At 63.7% G+C, this 18222-nt stretch carries 14 protein-coding genes; 9 read left to right on the plus strand and 5 right to left on the minus strand.

Translation table 11 applies throughout. The features are described from left to right. The first annotated feature begins 133 nt into the window (after positions 1-133). Positions 134-943 carry an MlaA family lipoprotein gene (locus tag GR167_RS09545; protein WP_235915891.1) on the plus strand — a complete coding sequence of 270 codons (810 nt, stop codon included), beginning with the start codon at positions 134-136 and terminating at the stop codon, positions 941-943. After that, positions 933-1538 carry an MlaC/ttg2D family ABC transporter substrate-binding protein gene (locus GR167_RS09550; RefSeq protein WP_160973236.1) on the plus strand — a complete coding sequence of 202 codons (606 nt, stop codon included), beginning with the start codon at positions 933-935 and terminating at the stop codon, positions 1536-1538. Before GR167_RS09545 ends, GR167_RS09550 begins: the two co-directional genes overlap by 11 nt. Positions 1539-1604: 66 nt before the next feature. On the opposite strand, the gene GR167_RS09555 is transcribed toward GR167_RS09550, so the two are convergent. Continuing rightward, positions 1605-3785, minus strand: coding sequence for a transglycosylase domain-containing protein (locus GR167_RS09555; protein WP_160973237.1), 2181 nt, complete (start codon positions 3783-3785; stop codon positions 1605-1607). A gap of 259 nt (positions 3786-4044) precedes the next feature. Between GR167_RS09555 and GR167_RS09560 the strand changes: the two genes are divergently transcribed. From GR167_RS09560 to GR167_RS09590, 7 genes are all read left to right on the plus strand, one after another. Continuing rightward, positions 4045-4383 (plus strand): P-II family nitrogen regulator, encoded by a 339-nt coding sequence (locus tag GR167_RS09560; protein WP_160973238.1) that lies wholly within the window; start codon positions 4045-4047, stop codon positions 4381-4383. A gap of 29 nt (positions 4384-4412) precedes the next feature. Further along, positions 4413-5750 carry an ammonium transporter AmtB gene (locus GR167_RS09565; RefSeq protein WP_160973239.1) on the plus strand — a complete coding sequence of 446 codons (1338 nt, stop codon included), beginning with the start codon at positions 4413-4415 and terminating at the stop codon, positions 5748-5750. Positions 5751-6014: 264 nt separating this feature from the next. Further along, positions 6015-8327: a Tex family protein gene (locus GR167_RS09570; RefSeq protein ID WP_160973240.1), complete on the plus strand. Its 2313-nt coding sequence runs from the start codon at positions 6015-6017 to the stop codon at positions 8325-8327. A gap of 190 nt (positions 8328-8517) precedes the next feature. Next, positions 8518-10212, plus strand: coding sequence for an adenine deaminase (ade, locus tag GR167_RS09575; protein ID WP_160973241.1), 1695 nt, complete (start codon positions 8518-8520; stop codon positions 10210-10212). 149 nt (positions 10213-10361) lie between these two features. Next, positions 10362-12461, plus strand: coding sequence for a 3-hydroxyacyl-CoA dehydrogenase NAD-binding domain-containing protein (locus GR167_RS09580; RefSeq protein ID WP_160973242.1), 2100 nt, complete (start codon positions 10362-10364; stop codon positions 12459-12461). A gap of 3 nt (positions 12462-12464) precedes the next feature. Beyond that, positions 12465-13652 carry an acyl-CoA dehydrogenase family protein gene (locus GR167_RS09585; protein ID WP_160973401.1) on the plus strand — a complete coding sequence of 396 codons (1188 nt, stop codon included), beginning with the start codon at positions 12465-12467 and terminating at the stop codon, positions 13650-13652. Positions 13653-13656: 4 nt separating this feature from the next. Continuing rightward, positions 13657-14730, plus strand: coding sequence for an acyl-CoA dehydrogenase family protein (locus tag GR167_RS09590; protein WP_160973243.1), 1074 nt, complete (start codon positions 13657-13659; stop codon positions 14728-14730). 222 nt (positions 14731-14952) lie between these two features. Here GR167_RS09590 and curA read toward each other — a convergent pair whose 3' ends face one another. The 4 genes from curA to GR167_RS09610 are packed head-to-tail and all read right to left on the minus strand — an operon-like array spanning position 14953 to position 18167. Further along, the gene (curA, locus tag GR167_RS09595; RefSeq protein WP_160973244.1) at positions 14953-15996 is read right to left on the minus strand and encodes an NADPH-dependent curcumin/dihydrocurcumin reductase; all 1044 of its coding nucleotides are present in this window, start codon (positions 15994-15996) and stop codon (positions 14953-14955) included. A gap of 23 nt (positions 15997-16019) precedes the next feature. After that, the gene (locus tag GR167_RS09600; RefSeq protein ID WP_370741283.1) at positions 16020-16439 is read right to left on the minus strand and encodes a PaaI family thioesterase; all 420 of its coding nucleotides are present in this window, start codon (positions 16437-16439) and stop codon (positions 16020-16022) included. A gap of 15 nt (positions 16440-16454) precedes the next feature. After that, positions 16455-17489: a phosphotransferase gene (locus GR167_RS09605; RefSeq protein WP_160973245.1), complete on the minus strand. Its 1035-nt coding sequence runs from the start codon at positions 17487-17489 to the stop codon at positions 16455-16457. Between the two features lie 9 nt (positions 17490-17498). After that, the gene (locus GR167_RS09610; RefSeq protein WP_160973246.1) at positions 17499-18167 is read right to left on the minus strand and encodes a histidine phosphatase family protein; all 669 of its coding nucleotides are present in this window, start codon (positions 18165-18167) and stop codon (positions 17499-17501) included. Positions 18168-18222 lie beyond the last annotated feature (55 nt).

Genomic DNA, 18222 nt, shown 5'->3' on the forward strand with positions numbered 1-18222 from the left:
TAGGATATAAAGCGTGCGAAGTATCCCGATGTCTCTAATCTGCCACAGAGGTCGGTTAACCGCTTGAGGCGGGCTGAGATCGGAATATGCATGAATTACAAACGCGTTCAAAGATCAGAGTTTGGTTGAACAATTGACTATTGATAGCAGCAAACACAAGCGTTCCTTTGCGGTTAAGTCGATCCTGTTGTGTTTCGGCTTGGCTGTGGCGGGATGCACCCCGATAGACCCGGCCGAACTGAAGGCTGGTGGCGTGTTCGATCCCTATGAGAAGGCGAACCGCCAGACCCATGAATTCAACCGCGCGATGGACCGCGCCCTGATCCGGCCGGCGGGCAAGGGCTATGCCAGCGTGGTGCCGGACGAAATTCAGACCGCGGTCGGCAATTTCGCCGACAACCTGTCCGAACCCAGCATGGCGGTGAACCATCTGCTGCAGGGCGATCCGAAAGGCGTCGGTGTCAACCTGTACCGCTTCCTGGTCAATGCCACACTGGGCTTTGGCGGCTTGTTCGACGTGGCCGCCGATTTCGGCGTGCACGAGGGCGATACCGATTTCGGCGAAACCCTGCATGTCTGGGGCGCGCCCGAAGGCGCCTATGTCGAATTGCCGCTGCTGGGGCCGTCGAACGAACGCGACGCGGTGGGCAAGTTTGTCGATCTGTTCACCGACCCGCTGTCCTATGTGATTCCCCGTCCCGAGAAATATTACGGCACCGCGGCGCGGGTGGTGGCCAAAGTCGGCGATCGCGGCCGTTATGCCGATACGGTGGATTCGATTCTGTATGAAAGCGCCGACAGTTACGCGCAGGGCCGGCTGATTTATACGCAAAATCGCCGCTATGAACTTGGCGGCGGCGGGGCGGATACCTATGTGGATCCGTATTCGGACCCTTACTCTGACCCCTATTCCGATCCGTATGAGGACCCCTATGCTGAATAAACCGTCTCGCCGGTCGTTCCTGTCGCAGATCAGCGCCGTCGCGCTGGCCGCAGCGATCCCGATGCCGGCCTTCGCGCTCAGCCCCTCAAACGCCAAATCGCTGGTCGACAAGCTTGTCGCTGAAATCAACGCGGTGATCGATTCGGGCAAACCCGAATCCGCGATGCTGCGGGATTTCGAAGGCATCTTCGCCCGCTATGCCGACGTGCCGACCATCGCGCGCTACGCGCTCGGCGTCGATGCCCGCAGCGCCAGCCCTGCGCAGATGCGGGAATTCACCGGCGTGTTCCAGCGCTATATCTCGGTCAAATACGGCAAGCGTTTCCGCGAATTCATCGGCGGTCGCATCGTGGTGGATTCGGCGCAGGCGATCAAAAGCTTCATCGAGGTGAAGACCACCGCCCATCTGCGCGGCGAGGAACCGTTCGAAGTGATCTTCCTGGTGTCGGACCGCAGCGGATCGCCGCGGTTCTTCAATATGTTCATCGAAGGCATCAACATGCTGCTGACCGAACGCACCGAAATCCAGGCGATGCTGGACAAGCGCCGGGGCGATCTGAACGCGGTGATCGCGGATCTGCGCAATACCGTCTGATCCGGGATATACAGGACATGATAAGGGGGGCTCGCGCCCCCCTTTTTCATGCCACGATGGCTTTTCTTACCGATCGCGTGTTCCCAGCAGGTCGCGCAACAGCTGGTTGATCCCGTTGCGCGTGTCGCCGCCGCCCGAAGTGCGGCCATTTCTGGCCGGTGCGCCGTCGCGCAGCATCGGCAGCGGCTTGGGGTCGATCCCTTCATGTACGCGGGTCATGGTTTCGTGCCAGATTTCCGCAGGCAGCCCCGATCCGGTGACCCCGGTCAGCGGCGTGTTGTCGTCATAGCCCATCCAGACCCCGGCGACGTAATCGGCGCTGAAGCCGATGAACCAGGCGTCCTTGGCGCTGGACGAGGTGCCGGTTTTGCCCGCGACCTCGCGGTCGTCCAGGTTGGCGCGGCGGCCCGACCCGCGGGTCGCCACGTTATACATCATCCAGGTCAGTTCGCGCGCAGCGTCTTCGCCGATCACCCTTTCGCGGATGCCGCCCGTCGCGGTCATCAGCGGATCGGCGTCATCCTGCATCCGCAGTTCGACCAGCCCGTAGGGCACCACCGAACTGCCGCCGTTGAGGATGCCGGCATAGGCGCCGGTCATTTCCAGCAGCGTGGTTTCCGACGCGCCAAGCGCCAGCGCCGGGCCCTGCGCCAGGTCCGACTTGATGCCGAAACCTTCGGCCACCCGGCGGACGTTATCCAGCCCCACCGCGCGCGCCACCTTGACCGCCGGGATGTTGAGCGAACTGCGCAACGCCTCGGTCAGGGTGACCTCGCCGTGGAATTTCCGGTCGTAGTTCTGCGGCGTCCACGGCCCCGATCCGGGAATGTCGATGGTCAGCGGTTCGTCCATCACCGTGTCGTTCGACGACCAGCCCAGTTCCAGCGCGGTGGCATAGACGAAGGGCTTGAAGGCCGAGCCCGATTGCCGTTTCGCGGTGGTGGCGCGGTTGAACACGCCCGCGACCTTGGTTTCGCGCCCGCCCACCATGCCGCGCACCGCGCCGTCGGCCGACATCACCACGATGGCGGCCTGCGCCTTGGATCCTTCCTTCACCTTCTCGGTGAAGATGTAGGTCATCGCGTCTTCGGCGGCTTTCTGGATGCGCTGGTCCAGCGTGGTGCGGATCACCACGTCGGAGCGGGTGTTGCGGGTGAAATATTCCGGCCCCGAGGACATCACCCAGTCGGCGAAATAGCCGCCCGCCCGCGCTTCGGCGGCGGAAGACAGTTCGGCAGGGTGGTCCAGCGCGTCCTGCGCAGCAGAGACCGACAGGTAGCCCTGGTCACGCATCAGCCCGACCACAACGGCGGCGCGGTTCTGCGAGCGTTCCAGGTTGTTGGTCGGCGCCAGCGAGGTCGGCGCGGTCAAAAGCCCCGCCAGCATCGCGCCCTCGGCCGGGGTCACAGCGGCGGCGGGTTTGCCGAAGAATCGCTGCGACGCGGCCTCGGCGCCATAAGCGCCGCCGCCCATATAGGCGCGGTTGAGGTAGATCGAGAGGATTTCGTCCTTGCTGTACTTGGCTTCCATCGCCATGGCGAAGATCGCTTCCTTGATCTTGCGCCACAGCGATCCCTGGCGGCAGTCGGCCTCATAGGCGGCTTCGCTTTCCCATTCGTCGGCATCGTATTCGACGCCCAGGCACAGCAGTTTCGCGGTCTGCTGGGTGATGGTCGACCCGCCATGGCCCGACAACGGGCCGCGGCCTTCGCGCAGGTTGATGCGGATCGCGCTGGCGACGCCGCGCGGGGAAATGCCGAAATGGCTGTAGAAACGCTTGTCCTCGGTGGCGACCACGGCGTTTTTCAGATGCGGTGACACCGACGACGCTGTGACAACGCCGCCGAACTGATCGCCACGCCAGGCGAAGACCTCGCCGTTGCGGTCGGTCATGGTGACCGATCCGTTGGCGCGCCCGTCCAGCAACGTGTCAGCGGCGGGCAGGGTGGAATAGATATAGCCCACCGACAGCGCGATGATCAGCGCCGTGACCGTGCCGACGCGCCAGCTGAAGCCCCAGACGATGCGCAGGATCAGACCGATGAGCCGCTTGAAGAAGCGCGTGACCATGTTGCCGCCGCTCTTGGCCGCCGGTTTGCGCTTGGCCGCGCTGCGCTTCGGCTTGGCGGTTTTCGCCGTCTTCGCCTTCGCGGGTTTTGCCTTCGCCGCTTTCGGCTTGGTCCGGGAAGATGCCGGATACCGTCGATCGGCCACAAGGGGCGGCCTTTTGCGACCTGAATCACTCATGCTCTCGTCCTGCTCGGCTCGTCGTTTTGGTCATGATACAGGCCGCGCCTTGGAATGTTGAAGCCCTCAATTCGCCCTAATCGTGTTTTCAGAATGATTGAAAATTGTGCAATTTGCTGTTATCGTCTAAATATTAATCATTGGGCCGCGAGTTTTGACGAAAAATCGGGCTAGTAACTTCACGCAACGCCCCGGACCCGTCTTCCTTGGCCCTGCAATCTGGCGGGTACTCCCGCTGCATAAGGACAAGGGGATCAAGGTGAAACTCATCATTGCAACAATCAAACCGTTCAAGCTGGAGGAGGTCCGCGAGGCGCTGACCGATATCGGCGTGCGCGGCATGATGGTGACCGAAATCAAAGGTTTCGGTTCTCAGTCGGGTCACACGGAAATCTATCGCGGTGCCGAATACGCGGTGAATTTCGTGCCGAAGGTCAAACTGGAAATCGTCGTGGGCGCCTCGATGGCCGACCAGGTGGTCGAAACCATCACCAACACCGCCCGCACCGGCAAGATCGGCGACGGCAAGATTTTCGTGTTGGACGTGGCGCAGGCCGTTCGTGTCCGCACCGGCGAAACCAACGAAGACGCGCTGTGAGTCGCGGAGAGGGGAATAAGGAAATGCAAATGAACCGTATCACGAAACTTGGTCTGGCGGCGGCGCTGATCGCACTGCCCAGCCTTGGCCTGGCCCAGGACGAAGGTCCGGTCCCGGGTGTCAATCCCTCGACCGACATGGTCTTCATCATGAACTCGCTGCTGTTCCTGGTCGGCGGTTTCCTGGTGTTCTTCATGGCGGCAGGCTTCGCCATGCTGGAAGCGGGCCTGGTGCGTTCCAAGAACGTGACCATGCAGCTGACCAAGAACGTCGTTCTGTTCGGCCTGGCGTCGATCTTCTACTACCTGATCGGTTATAACCTGATGTACCCGCTGGGCACCTGGTCGATCGAAGGCGTTCTGTCGGGCGTCTGGGGCCCCGGTGTCCTGGAAGCCGTCGGCGTGACCGCGGATGCTGTTGACGACTACTCCTACGCAGCGACCGGTTCGGACTTCTTCTTCCAGCTGATGTTCTGTGCCGCAACCGCATCGATCGTTTCGGGCACCCTGGCCGAGCGCATCAAGCTGTGGCCGTTCCTGATCTTCACCATCATCCTGACCTCGATCATCTACCCGCTGACCGCGTCGTGGAAATGGGGCGGTGGTTTCCTGGACGAAGCTGGCTTCCTGGACTTCGCAGGCTCGACCGTTGTGCACTCGGTCGGTGGCTGGGCGGCTCTGACCGGCGCGCTGATCCTCGGCCCGCGTATCGGCAAGTACAAAGACGGCAAAACCATCCCGATGCCCGGTTCGAACCTGACCCTGGCAACCCTGGGTACGTTCATCCTGTGGCTGGGTTGGTTCGGCTTCAACGGCGGTTCGCAGCTGGCCATGGGTTCGATCGGTGACGTTGCCGACGTGTCGCGCATCTTCTCGAACACCAACGCTGCTGCTGCAGGTGGTGCCGTGGCTGCCATGATCCTGACCCAGCTTCTGTACAAGAAGCCCGACCTGACCATGATCCTGAACGGTTCGCTGGCAGGCCTGGTGTCGATCACCGCAGAACCGCTGACCCCGACCCTGGGTTCGGCAACCCTGATCGGTATGGTCGGCGGCGTGATCGTGGTCTTCGCGGTTCCGATGCTGGACAAGCTGAAGATCGACGACGTTGTCGGCGCGATCCCGGTTCACCTGGTCTGCGGTATCTGGGGCACTCTGGCCGTGGTTCTCACCAACGGTGACGCAACCATCGGTGCGCAGCTCTACGGTATCGTGGTCGTCGGTATCGCCACCGTGGTCATGTCCGCAGTGGTCTGGTTCATCCTGAAGGCCATCATGGGTCTGCGGGTTGACGAAGAAACCGAGATCAACGGTCTGGATATGGCCGAACTGGGTATGGAAGCCTATCCCGAATTTTCCAAAGGCTGATATCTCCTTCCTATTCAGTCTTTTATCACCTGGCCCGGGCGACTTGTTCGCCCGGGTTTTTTCTGTCCGGGGCTTGTCGAATTGTGCGCCTGCGGCGCGCAGGATGAGCGCTGGCGCGCGGGTGCGAGGCGCTGCCTCGCGCTCCGAGGTATTTGAGCCAAGAAAAAGCGGAATGCGCCGTCAAGAACGGGTGGTTTTCGGTCTTGCGCGGGGAGACGGTAAGGCTATGGTGGCGATCCCTTGTTGCAATATTTTGGGGTTTCCATGGCCACAGCACCCGCGTCGCGCATCCATCGTACCATCGCCACCGACATCGGCGCCCGTCCCGAACAGGTGGGGGCCGCGGTGCAATTGCTGGACGAGGGCGCGACCGTGCCCTTCGTGGCGCGCTACCGCAAGGAAGTCACCGGGGGGCTGGACGATACCCAGCTGCGGCTGCTTGCCGACCGGCTGTCCTACCTGCGCGAGCTGGAAGTACGGCGCGCCGCGATCCTCGAATCGATCAAGGGGCAGGACAAGCTGACCGAGGAGCTGGCCAAGTCGATCGCCGGGGCCGAAACCAAGGCGCAGCTGGAAGACCTTTACCTGCCCTACAAGCCCAAGCGCCGCACCCGGGCGATGATCGCGCGGGAAAACGGGCTTGGTCCGCTGGCAGAGGCGATCCTGGCTGATCGCACTGCCGATCCCGAGGCGTTGGCGCAGGCCTATGTCACCGATGAGGTGCCCAGCGTGAAGGACGCGCTGAACGGCGCGCGCGACATTGTTGCGGAATCCCTGAGCGAGGATGCCGACCTGATCGGGCGTCTGCGCGACTTCATGCAGAAGGAAGCGGTGCTGAGCGCGAAGGTGATCGAGGGACAGGAACAAAAGGGCGCGAAGTTTTCCGACTATTTTGACCATCGCGAAAAATGGGCCGACGTGCCCAGCCACCGGGCCTTGGCGATGATGCGGGCCAGCAACGAAGGCGTATTGAGCGTCGATATCGCCCCCGATCCCGAAACCGGCGCGGCGCGGGCCGAGGCGATGGTCGCCGCCGTGTTGCAGGTATCTGGTGACGGCCCCGGCGATCAATGGCTGCGCAAGACCGCCGGCTGGACCTGGCGGGTGAAGCTGAGCCTGTCGATGATGCTCGACCTGATGGGCGATCTGCGCAAGCGGGCGCAGGATGAGGCGATCAAGGTCTTCGCTCGCAACCTGAAGGACCTGCTGCTGGCCGCGCCCGCCGGGGCGAAGGCGACTATCGGGCTCGACCCGGGTATCCGCACCGGGGTGAAGGTGGCGGTGGTCGATGCCACCGGCAAGCTGCTGGATACCGACACGGTCTATCCGTTCCAGCCGAAGAACGATCTGCGCGGCGCGCAGGCGACCTTGGCGGCGCTGATCCGCAAACATGACGCGGCGCTGATCGCCATCGGCAACGGCACTGCCAGCAGGGAGACAGAAAAGATGGTCGCCGATCTGCTGCGCGACCTGCCCGGCGCCAAGCCCACCAAGGTAGTGGTGTCCGAGGCCGGCGCCTCGGTCTATTCCGCCTCGGAACTGGCGGCGCGGGAATTCCCCGATCTCGATGTGTCCCTGCGCGGCGCGGTGTCTATTGCGCGGCGTCTGCAGGATCCGCTGGCCGAACTGGTGAAGATCGAACCGAAATCCATCGGCGTCGGCCAGTATCAGCACGATGTCGACCAGTATCAGCTGGGCCGTGCGCTGGAAGCGGTGGTCGAGGACGCGGTGAACGCGGTGGGGGTCGATCTGAACATGGCCTCGGCGCCGCTTCTGGCGCGGGTGTCGGGGCTGGGCGAATCTCTGGCCGAGGCCATCGTCGCCCATCGCAACGCCAACGGCGCGTTCAGGACCCGCCAGCAGCTTCTCGACGTGGCCCGCCTCGGCCCGCGCGCTTTTGAGCAATGCGCGGGCTTCCTGCGGATCAGTGACGGGAACGAACCGCTCGACGCCTCCGCCGTGCACCCCGAAGCCTACGACGTGGCGCGCCGCATCGTTGCCGCCTGCGGCCGCGATCTGCGCAGCCTGATGGGCGACGAAAAGCGGTTGCAGGGCCTCGACGCGCAGGACTTCACCGACACCACTTTCGGCCTGCCCACCGTGCGCGACATCCTGTCGGAACTGGCCAAGCCCGGCCGCGACCCGCGCCCCAGCTTCAAGACGGCGAGCTTCGCCGAGGGGGTGGAGGACATCAAGGACCTCAAACCCGGCATGTCGCTGGAAGGCACGGTCACCAATGTCGCGGCCTTCGGTGCCTTCGTCGATATCGGCGTGCATCAGGACGGGCTGGTGCATGTCAGCCAACTGGCCGACCGTTTCGTCAAGGACCCGCATGAGGTGGTCAAGGCGGGCGATATCGTCAAGGTCCGGGTGACCGAGGTCGATGTGCCGCGCAACCGGATCGGGCTGTCGATGCGCAAGGATGGCGGCAAATCGGCCCCGGCGCGCGGCGGCGACGGGCGTGGGCGCGACAAGTTCTCCGGCAAGTCGTCGGCCAAGCCGCCGCAGCGCAAGGCGGAAAGCGCATCGAACGGCGCGCTCGGCGCGGCGCTGGCGGATGCCTTGAAAAAACGCTGAGGGCCCAGGCGGCCCCCTGCCGTTTCTTCTTGGCCCAAATACTCCCGCCGGAGGCGTACCCGAGCGAATTTGGCCCGGCCAAATTCGTGAGACATAAAGCGCGCGCATTTGCGCGCACCTTTTGATCGCGCCTCGCCTCCCCTCCGGTTCCGTGGCATCCTCGGCGCGCAACCGCAGACAGGAGAGCATGATGGCAGAACTGGACCAGCTGATCGATCAGGGGCGCGGCGTGGAGCCCGCCGATATCGTGCTGCGCGGGGGCAAGGTGCTGGACATGGTGACCGGCGAATTGCTCGACGGTGACGTGGCGATCTGCGGCGACACCATCGTCGGCACCTGCGACGCCTACGAGGGCAAGCGGGTGATCGACGTGTCGGGGCAAATCCTGGTGCCCGGTTTCATCGACACCCACCTGCATATCGAAAGCTCGCTGGTCACGCCGTTCGAATTCGACCGCTGCGTGCTGCCGCGCGGCGTCACCACCGCGATCTGCGACCCGCATGAGATCGCCAATGTGATCGGTCCAGACGGTATTCGCTATTTCCAAGAGGCTGCGCTGCGCACGCTGATGAGCATCAAGGTACAGCTCAGCTCCTGCGTGCCCTCGACCGAGATGGAAACCGCAGGTGCCCGCATCGAAGCTGCCGATCTGGCGCCGTTGATGGACCATCCGACCGGCATCGGGCTGGCCGAGTTCATGAATTTCCCCGGCGTGCTCTACAAGGACCCGGGGGTGATGGAAAAGCTGACGCTTTTCCGTGGCAAGCATATCGACGGCCATTGCCCGCTGCTGTCGGGCAAGGACCTGAACGGCTATATCGCCGCCGGGATCCGCACCGAACACGAAGCGACAACGGCCGAGGAAGCGCTGGAAAAGCTGCGCAAGGGAATGCGGGTGCTGATCCGCGAAGGATCGGTGTCCAAGGACATGCATGCGCTGGCCCCGGTGCTGACCGACCGCACCGCGCCTTACCTGTGCCTGTGCACCGACGACCGCAATCCGCTCGACATCGCCGAATACGGCCATCTCGATTACATGATCCGCAGCCTGATCGGGCTGGGCGCGCCGGTGCTGGCCGCCTATCGCGCCGCCTCCCTGTCGGCGGCCGAAGCCTTCGGTCTGAAGGATCGCGGGCTGATCGCCCCGGGCAAGCGCGCCGATATCGTGGTGCTGACCAGCCTCGAGGACTGTGATGTGCAGCAGGTTTTCTGCGGCGGTGTCGAGGTGAGAGAGGAAGCCTTCGCCGCGCGCGACACGATCCCGCCGGTGGGGCGCCATTCGGTCAAGGCGCCCACCGTCGCCGCACAGCATTTCCGCACCGCCGGAAACCGCGAAGATACCGACGTGATCGGCATCATCGAGGGCAAGATCATCACCGAGCACCTGCACGAGGTGATCCCGATCGAGGACGGCGACAAGCGCCCCGATCCGGCCCGCGACCTGATCAAGATCGCGGTGATCGAACGGCACGGCAAGAACGGCAACATGGCCACCGGTTTCGTGCGCGGCTTCGGGCTGCAGCAGGGCGCCATCGCCTCGACCGTCTGCCACGACCACCACAATATCGCGGTGGTGGGCGCCGATTACGATGACATGGCGCTGGCCGCCAACCGGCTGGGCGAGATCGAGGGCGGTTTCGTGGTGGCGCGTGACGGCAAGGTGCTGGCCGAACTGGCGCTGCCGGTGGCCGGGCTGATGAGCCTTGACCCGTTCGAGGCGGTGAAGGAAAAGCTCGAACACCTGCGCGCGGCGGCGCAGTCTTTGGGCGTCACGTTGGAAGAACCCTTCCTGCAGCTGGCTTTCCTGGCGCTGCCGGTGATCCCGAATCTCAAGATCACCGACCGCGGCCTTGTCGATGTGAACCGGTTCGAGATCATTTCGTAACCTGACGTCATAGCTGTCTTCTGCACTGCAAAACTATATTCCACGCGTTGACGCGCCCGCCGCTTGGCTTTAGCTTGGCGGCGAAGGAGGAGAAGGCTGCATTGCGGCCTGCATTCCTCTGTACGACTGCAGGATAGTGAGACAGCCAGATGACCGACGTCACCCAGGTGAATGAAAAGATTTCCATCGAAACCCAGGGCGATATTGCCCTGATCATCATCGACAACCCGCCGGTGAACGCCACCGGGCAGGTGGTTCGGCAGGGGTTGCAGGATGCGATCACCAAGTTGAACGACGAAGGCACCGCCAAGGTCATCGCGATCTATGCCGAGGGCCGCACGTTCGTTGCCGGCGCGGACATCACCGAATTCGGCAAACCGCCGCAGCCGCCGGCGCTGCCGGACGTCTATAACGTCATCGAAGACAGCGAAATCCCGGTGATTTCGGTCATGCACGGTACCGCGCTTGGCGGCGGGTTCGAGCTGGGTCTGGCGACCCATGCGCGGATCGGCATCAAGGGGCTGCGCGTCGGCCTGCCCGAAATCCTGCTTGGGCTGCTGCCCGGCGCGGGCGGCACGCAGCGGCTGCCGCGCCTTGCCGGTATTCCCTTCACCCTCGACATGGCGCTGTCGGGCCGTCAGGTGAAGGCCGAGGAAGCGCTGGAAAAAGGCGTGATCGACCGGCTGGTCGACGCCACCCCGCGCGAAGCCGCGCTTCAGGCCGCGCAGGACGTGCTGGACGGTAAGCTGGCGACCCGCCGCACCTGCGACGTGGATGTCGAAGCCGACGACAAGGCGCTGGAAGACACCGCCGCGATGCTGAAGGCGAAGCAGGCCCATCTCTATTCGCCGCACAAGATCGTCGAAGCGGTCGCCGCCTCGGCCCTGCCGCGCACCGAAGGGCTGAAGATCGAACGCCAGGCCTTCGTCGATTCGATGCAGACCCCGCAGCGCGCCGGTCTGATCCACGCCTTCTTCGGCGAACGCGCCGTGTCCGGCATCCCCGAAGCTAAGGGTGACACCCGCGAGATCGCCAAGATCGGGGTGATCGGCGGCGGCACGATGGGATCGGGCATCGCCACTTCCTGCCTGCTGGCGGGTATTCCCGTGCGCCTGGTCGAAGTGGCGCAGGACGGTCTGGATCGCGGCGTTGCGACCATCACCAAGAACCTCGAAGGCGCGGTGAGCCGCGGCAAGATGAGCGCCGATCAGAAAGACACGGCGCTGAAAATGCTGGAACCCTCGCTGGGTCTCGATGTGCTGTCCGATGTCGATCTGGTGATCGAGGCGGTGTTCGAACAGATGGACGTCAAGAAGGACATCTTCGGCAAGCTCAACACAGTCTGCAAGCCGGGCGCGATCCTGGCGTCCAACACCTCGTACCTGGACGTCAACGAAATCGCCGCCTGCACCGACCGTCCGCAGGACGTGCTGGGCCTGCACTTCTTCAGCCCGGCCCATGTGATGCGGCTGCTGGAAATCGTGCAGGGCGCGAAAACCGCGCCCGACGTCATTGCCACCGGTTTCGCGCTGGCGAAGAAGCTGAAGAAGGTCGGCGTGCTGGCGCAGGTCTGCGACGGCTTCATCGGCAACCGCATCCTGGCGCATTATTCGAAAACCGCCAGCTACCTGGTGCTCGACGGCGCCTCGCCGCAGCAGGTGGATGACGCTTTGGAAGGCTTCGGTTTCGCCATGGGCCCGCACAAGGTGGGCGATCTGGCCGGGCTCGACATCGGCTGGATGACCCGCAAGCGCAAGGCGGCGACCCGCGACCCCAACGAACGCTATGCCGGCGACGTGGCCGATAAGATCTGCGAAAACGGCTGGTTCGGCCGCAAGGCGGGACAGGGCTACTACATCTACGGTCAGGGCGCGCCGGTGCCCAACCCGGAAGTGGCCAAGATCATCGACGACGTGCGCGCCGAGAAGGGCATCACCCCGCGCGCGTTTAGCGATGAGGAAATCGTCGAACGCTACATGACCGCGATGATCGTCGAGGCCACCCGCGTGGTCGAAGACGGCACTGCCAAGCGACCCGTAGATGTCGATATGGTGTTCCTGTTCGGCTACGGCTTCCCGCGCTTCCGCGGCGGGCCGCTGCACTATGCCGACACGATCGGCGCCAAGGACCTGGTCGCCCGCATCACCGAATACGCCAAGGAAGACGCCAATTACTGGCAGGTGCCGCCGCTGCTGCAGAAGATGGCGGACGAAGGCACCACTTTCGCCGATCTGAACAAGGGAGCCTGAGTGATGGATCTGAGCTTTTCCGCAGAAGATATCGCGTTCCGCGACGAGGTACGCACATATCTTGCCGAAAATCTGCCCGCCCATATTTCCGACGCGGTGCGCGCCGGGGGTGAGCTGACCAAGGAAATCATGGAAGAATACCATGCGATCCTGAACGCTAAGGGCTGGCTTGCCACCACCTGGCCCGCCGAATTCGGCGGCCCCGGCTGGACCCCGGTGCAGCGTCACATCTTCGAGGAAGAATGCTGCCGCGCTTACGCGCCGCGCATCGTGCCCTTCGGGCTGTCGATGCTGGGGCCGGTGCTGCAGAAGTTCGGCACCAAGGAACAGCAGGATCACTACCTGCCGCGCATCCTGGACGGCACCGACTGGTGGTGTCAGGGCTATTCCGAACCCGGCGCAGGGTCGGACCTTGCCAGCCTGAAAACCAAAGCGGTGCGCGACGGCGACGAATGGGTGATCAACGGGCAGAAAACCTGGACCACCCTGGGTCAGCACGCCGACTGGATCTTCTGCCTGTGCCGCACCGATCCCGAGGCAAAGCAGCAATCGGGCATCAGCTTCATCCTTGTGGACATGAAAACGCCCGGCATCGAGCTGCGCCCGATCAAGCTGATCGAGGGCGGCCACGAGGTGAACGAGGTGTTCTTTACCGACGTCCGCGTGCCGTATGAAAACCTGGTGGGCGAGGAAAACAAGGGCTGGACCATCGCCAAGTACCTGCTGACCCATGAACGCACCGGCATCGCCGGGGTGGGGTTCTCGATGCAGGCGCTGGAAGAGGTCAAGGCGCTGGCCCGCAAGGTGCAGCGTAACGGCCGCCCGCTGATCGAGGACCCGCTGTTCGCTGCCCGCGTGGCGCAGGCGGAGATCGACCTGGAAGCGATGAAGATCACCAACCTGCGGATGCTGTTCAAGGCGCAGCAACAGGGCGCGCCGGGGCCGGAAACCTCGATCCTCAAGATCAAGGGCACGGTCATCAACCAGGAACTGAAGGACCTGGCACGCCGCGCATTGGGCCCGGCCGCCGCGCCCTTCCCGGGATACGTCAACGACGGCAACCTGATGTTCGGCCCGGCCGACACCGCCAACAACGCGGCGCGGTATTTCAACAACCGCAAGACCTCGATTTTCGGTGGATCGAACGAGATCCAGCGCAACATCCTGACCAAGACCATGCTGGAGCTGTGAGACGATGGATTTCAATCTGACCGAAGACCGCCAGATGCTCAGCGATACGTTGAACCGCTACCTGGCCGAGCAATACCCGGTGGAGCACCGCAACAAGGTCGCCTATGAGGCGCCGTTCCACGATCTCGCGAAATGGGATGAATTGGCCGAACTGGGCGCGCTTTTCGCGCTGGCCCCGGAAGAAGCGGGCGGCTTCGGCGGCACCGGTTTCGACATCTCGGTGGTATTCGAAGCGATGGGCCGTCAGTTGACCCCGGAACCGCTGCTGGGCGCGCTGATGGCTTCGCGCCTGCTGGCGGCGGCGGGCGAAGACCAGGAAGCGCTGCTGTCTGGCGCCACGAAATACGCGGTGGGTGTCACCGAGATCGACGCGCCCTATGAGCTCGACCAGATCGCCTGCACGGCGACGGCGAAGGGCGACGGCTACGCCCTGTCGGGCCGCAAGAGCACCGTCTATGGCGGCCAGGCCGCCGACGTGCTGCTGATCGCGGCCAAGCTCGACGGCAAGCTGGCGCTGTTCGAGGTGCAGGCGTCGGACGCCAACGTGACCGGCTACGCCATGATGGAAGGCGCCGGCGCGGCCGAGGTCCTGCTTGACGACACGCCGGCGCGTCTGCTGATCGCAGACGCAGGCGCTGCCCTTGAGGACGCGATTAATGCCGGCATCGTCGCGCTTTGCGCCGAAGCTGTGGGCGCGATGGATGTGACCCACGCGACCACGGTCGATTACCTGAAGCAGCGCAAGCAGTTCGGCGTTCCGATCGGCAAGTTCCAGGTGCTGCAGCACCGCGCGGTCGATATGCTGACCGAGATCGAACAGGCCCGCTCGATCACCATCAAGGCGGCGGCGGAACTGGGCGGCGACGACGCCTCGCGCTATGCCTCGATGGCCAAGAACATGATCGGCCGCGCCGCACGGCTGGTGGCGGAGGAAGCGATCCAGATGCATGGTGGCATCGCGATGACCTGGGAATACCCGATTTCGCATTACGCCAAGCGGCTGGTGATGTTGGACGCGCAGCTGGGTGATACCGATTATCACCTGTCCCGGGTGATGGCCGCAAACCGCGCCGCCTGACCGGAATTGTGCGCCCTTTCAGGGCGCGCAGTTTTCGCTTCGCCCAAGGGCGAAGCAGATGGGGGCGCTGCCCCCAAACCCCCGGAGTACTGGGGCCAAGAAGAAACGGGAAGATAGTCTCTGTTTCTTCTTGGTGAAAATACTCTGGGGGGTGAATTGGCCAGAGGCCAAGAGGGGGGCAAAGCCCCCCTTTCTCCCGCCCGCGGCACGCGCAGGCGGATTTTAATCCGCCACTTTGACGATCTGCTTGCCGAAATTGCCGCCCTTGAGCATGTTCATGAAGGCGCGCGGGGCGTTTTCCAGACCTTCGGCAACGTCCTCGACCGTCTTGATCTTGCCGCTGGCCACGCGCGGGCCGGCATCGGACAGGAAGTCCGGGAAACGGGCAAAATGGTCGGAGATGATGAAGCCGTGCACGTGCAGCCGGTTGACCAGGATGGTGCGCCACATCTTCGGTAGCTGATCCTTTTCGCCCTGCTGATTGCCGCCGAGCGCCCCGGCATTGTACCAGGCGATCATGCCGCAGACCGGAATCCGGCCGCCGACATTCATCAGCGGCAGAACCGCTTCCAGAACCTTGCCCGCGACGTTTTCGAAATAGATGTCGACGCCGTTCGGGCAGGCCTCCTGCAGTGCCGCGCGCAACGCCTTGGCATTGGCATAGGCACGGTGATCTAGGCACTCGTCGAAGCCGAAAGTGTCCTTAGCGAGCTTGCATTTCTCGGCCCCCCCGGCGATGCCGACGACGCGCAGGCCCAGATCCTTGGCCATCTGGCCGACCATCGATCCGACCGGGCCAGTGGCGGCGGCTACGACCAGGGTTTCACCCGCTTTGGGGCGGCCGTATTCCATCAGCCCGAACCAGCCGGTGAAGCCGGGCATGCCCAGCACTCCGAGCGCGTTGGTCACCGGGCCGTGGGCCGGGTCTAGCTTGCGCAGCTCCTTGCCCGGCAGGCAGCCGTGGCTGGCCCAGCCGAACATACCGAAGGCGAAATCGCCCGGCGCGAAATTGGGGTGGTTGGAGGCGATCACCTCGCCCACCGCGCCGCCTTCCATCGTGTGATCGATCTCGACCGGCTTGGCATAGGATTTGGCGTCGTCCATACGGCCCCGCATATAGGGGTCGAGCGACATGTTGGTGACGCGGACCAGCACCTCGCCGTCGCCGGGGGTGGGCATCGGCGCCTCTTCGAGCCGGAAATCTTCGTCGACCGGTTCGCCCTGCGGGCGGCGGGCCAGCACGATTCTTTGCATCGTTTCTGTCATGGGTCTCCTCCTGTTTTGCGGGCTTAATCCTGCCTTGCGCGGTATCTGAATACGCCGGTTCCCGTCGCGATCAGGGTGCCCAATTCGTCGGTCACCTTGGCTTCGGCGAAGAAGGTCTTGCGGCCGCCGCCGGTGCGGACCCCTTCGCAGATCAGCCGTTCACCCTTCAGCTGGCCGACGTAGTTCACGTTCAGCGACAGCGTCATCGCCAGCTGTTTTTCCCCCGGCACCCCGGTATAGCAGCCAGCGAACCCCATCGCGGTATCCAGCAGCGTCGCGTGCACCCCGCCATGCGGGATGCCATAGCGGTTGCCCAGGTGATCCTGCATCGGCAATTCGACCCGGGCGTAATCCTTTTCCCAGCCGGTGATCTCAAACCCCAGGTGCTTTTGCAGCGCATAGGGGGCTTCGGCCAGGGCGGGGTCGATCTGACTGTCTCTCACATCCGTTCCTTTTCGTTACACGGTCTTGGCGGCGGCCAGCCCGTTTTCGGCGAAGGTGGCAACGTAGCTGCCCAGCGTCTTCGCCCGTTCCGGGTTGGAGGCGTTGCCGTCCAGCGCGCGTTTGTAGACGCCCTGGATGATGCCAGCCATACGGAAGAAGGTGAAGGCCAGGTAGAAGCCGAACTTGTCGATGCCGGGCAGGTCGCGGCGGGCGCAATAGGCGTCGACGAAGGCTTCGTCGCTCATCAGCCCCTGCGCGGCGCGGTCGACGCCGCCCAGCCCGCGGCCTTCGGGGCCCGGCGGCATTTTCCATTGCATGATCACCGCGGCCAAGTCGGCATAGGGGTGGCCGATGGTCGACAGTTCCCAATCCAGCACCGCTGCGCATTCGGGGCGGTCGGCATGGAACAGCATGTTGTCGATGCGGTAATCGCCATGCACCAGCGTGCGCTGGCCGTCTTCCTCGGGGATATTGGTGTCGAGCCAGGTGATCAGCTCCTCCATCGCCGGGATATTGTCGGTTTCCGAGGCGCGGTATTGCTTGGTCCAGCGGTCGATCTGGCGACGGTAATAATTGCCCTGCGGGCCGTAGTCGGACAGCCCGGTGGCGTCGAGATCGACATTGTGGATCGCCGCCAGCACCCGGTTCATTTCATCGACGATCGGCAGCCGGTCTTCCATCGCCAGGTCCGGCAGGCGCGGGTCGTTGAAATGGCGCCCGACGATTTCCTCCATCACGTAGAAGGCCGATCCGATCACACCGTCGTCTTCGCACAGCAGGTACATCTTGGCGACCGGCACGTCGGTGTTCTGCAGCGCGCTTTGCACCCGGAATTCGCGGTCCACCGCATGGGCCGATTTCAGCAGCACCCCCGGCGGTTTGCGGCGCAGCACGTAATTCTTCTTTGGGGTGCGCAGCCGGAAGGTCGGGTTGGATTGGCCGACGTCGAATTTTTCCGCCTCGATCGGGCCTTCGAACCCGTCGAGGTGATCACGCAGGTAAGCGGCGATGACATCGGTATCCAGCTTGGTGGGATCGGTTTTTGTCATGATGGGTTCTCAGCTATAGGTCAGCAGCGGGTCGGCATTGGCGGCGGTGATATGCGGGGTTTCATTGAACCCGTGCAGATAAAAACTGCGGGTCGAAAAGACGAAACGGTTCACCGCACAGTTCTTCATCTGCAGTTGCAGGCGGATCTGTTGTTCGGCCGGGGTGTTCAGCGTGGCCGCGATCATCTGGCCGATGGCGCCGCCGGAACTGACCGCGATGATGGTCTTGGCGCCGCTGTCGACCATCGCCTGGCGGGCGGCTTCGACCCGGCCGGTGAAATCGGCCCAGGTTTCCGGCGGGTCGGTGATTTCGTCGCGCTGCCAGGCCAGCACCGTGTCGCGCAGGGTGCGGAAATGGGATTTGCGTTCGCTGTGCATGTTTTCCGGCGCCGGGCGGTCGCGGTAATGGGCGTCTAGCAGGTTCTTGAAATCGAATTCGTTCAGCCCTGCGTGCATCTGCACATCGGGCAGGTCGCGGCCCAGACCCTTGAAAATGCCTTCCAGCGTTTCGCGGTGGCGGCGCTGCGCCCCGATGAACAGCGTGTCCGGGTCCACCCCTTGCAGGGCCAGCGCCTTGCCCAGGGCCTCGGACTGGTCATGGCCAAGATCGGACAGGACATCGTAATTCGCCGCGCCGAAGGACGCTTGGGCGTGACGGATCAGGTAGAGTTCGGGCATGGCGCTTTCTTCTTGCTGACGGGACCGCACAGGATGCGGCCCCGTATGTTTCTGG

This window comes from Thalassovita mangrovi (assembly GCF_009857745.1).
Classification (GTDB): Bacteria; Pseudomonadota; Alphaproteobacteria; order Rhodobacterales; family Rhodobacteraceae; genus Thalassobius; species Thalassobius mangrovi.

Coding starts and splice junctions, on each gene's coding strand:
- GR167_RS09550 (WP_160973236.1), top strand. CDS start 933: ATGCTGAATAAACCGTCTCGCCGGTCGTTCCTGTCGCAGATCAGCGCC.
- GR167_RS09555 (WP_160973237.1), bottom strand. CDS start 3,785: ATGAGTGATTCAGGTCGCAAAAGGCCGCCCCTTGTGGCCGATCGACGG.
- GR167_RS09565 (WP_160973239.1), top strand. CDS start 4,413: ATGAACCGTATCACGAAACTTGGTCTGGCGGCGGCGCTGATCGCACTG.
- GR167_RS09570 (WP_160973240.1), top strand. CDS start 6,015: ATGGCCACAGCACCCGCGTCGCGCATCCATCGTACCATCGCCACCGAC.
- ade (WP_160973241.1), top strand. CDS start 8,518: ATGGCAGAACTGGACCAGCTGATCGATCAGGGGCGCGGCGTGGAGCCC.
- GR167_RS09580 (WP_160973242.1), top strand. CDS start 10,362: ATGACCGACGTCACCCAGGTGAATGAAAAGATTTCCATCGAAACCCAG.
- GR167_RS09585 (WP_160973401.1), top strand. CDS start 12,465: ATGGATCTGAGCTTTTCCGCAGAAGATATCGCGTTCCGCGACGAGGTA.
- GR167_RS09590 (WP_160973243.1), top strand. CDS start 13,657: ATGGATTTCAATCTGACCGAAGACCGCCAGATGCTCAGCGATACGTTG.
- curA (WP_160973244.1), bottom strand. CDS start 15,996: ATGACAGAAACGATGCAAAGAATCGTGCTGGCCCGCCGCCCGCAGGGC.
- GR167_RS09605 (WP_160973245.1), bottom strand. CDS start 17,489: ATGACAAAAACCGATCCCACCAAGCTGGATACCGATGTCATCGCCGCT.
- GR167_RS09610 (WP_160973246.1), bottom strand. CDS start 18,167: ATGCCCGAACTCTACCTGATCCGTCACGCCCAAGCGTCCTTCGGCGCG.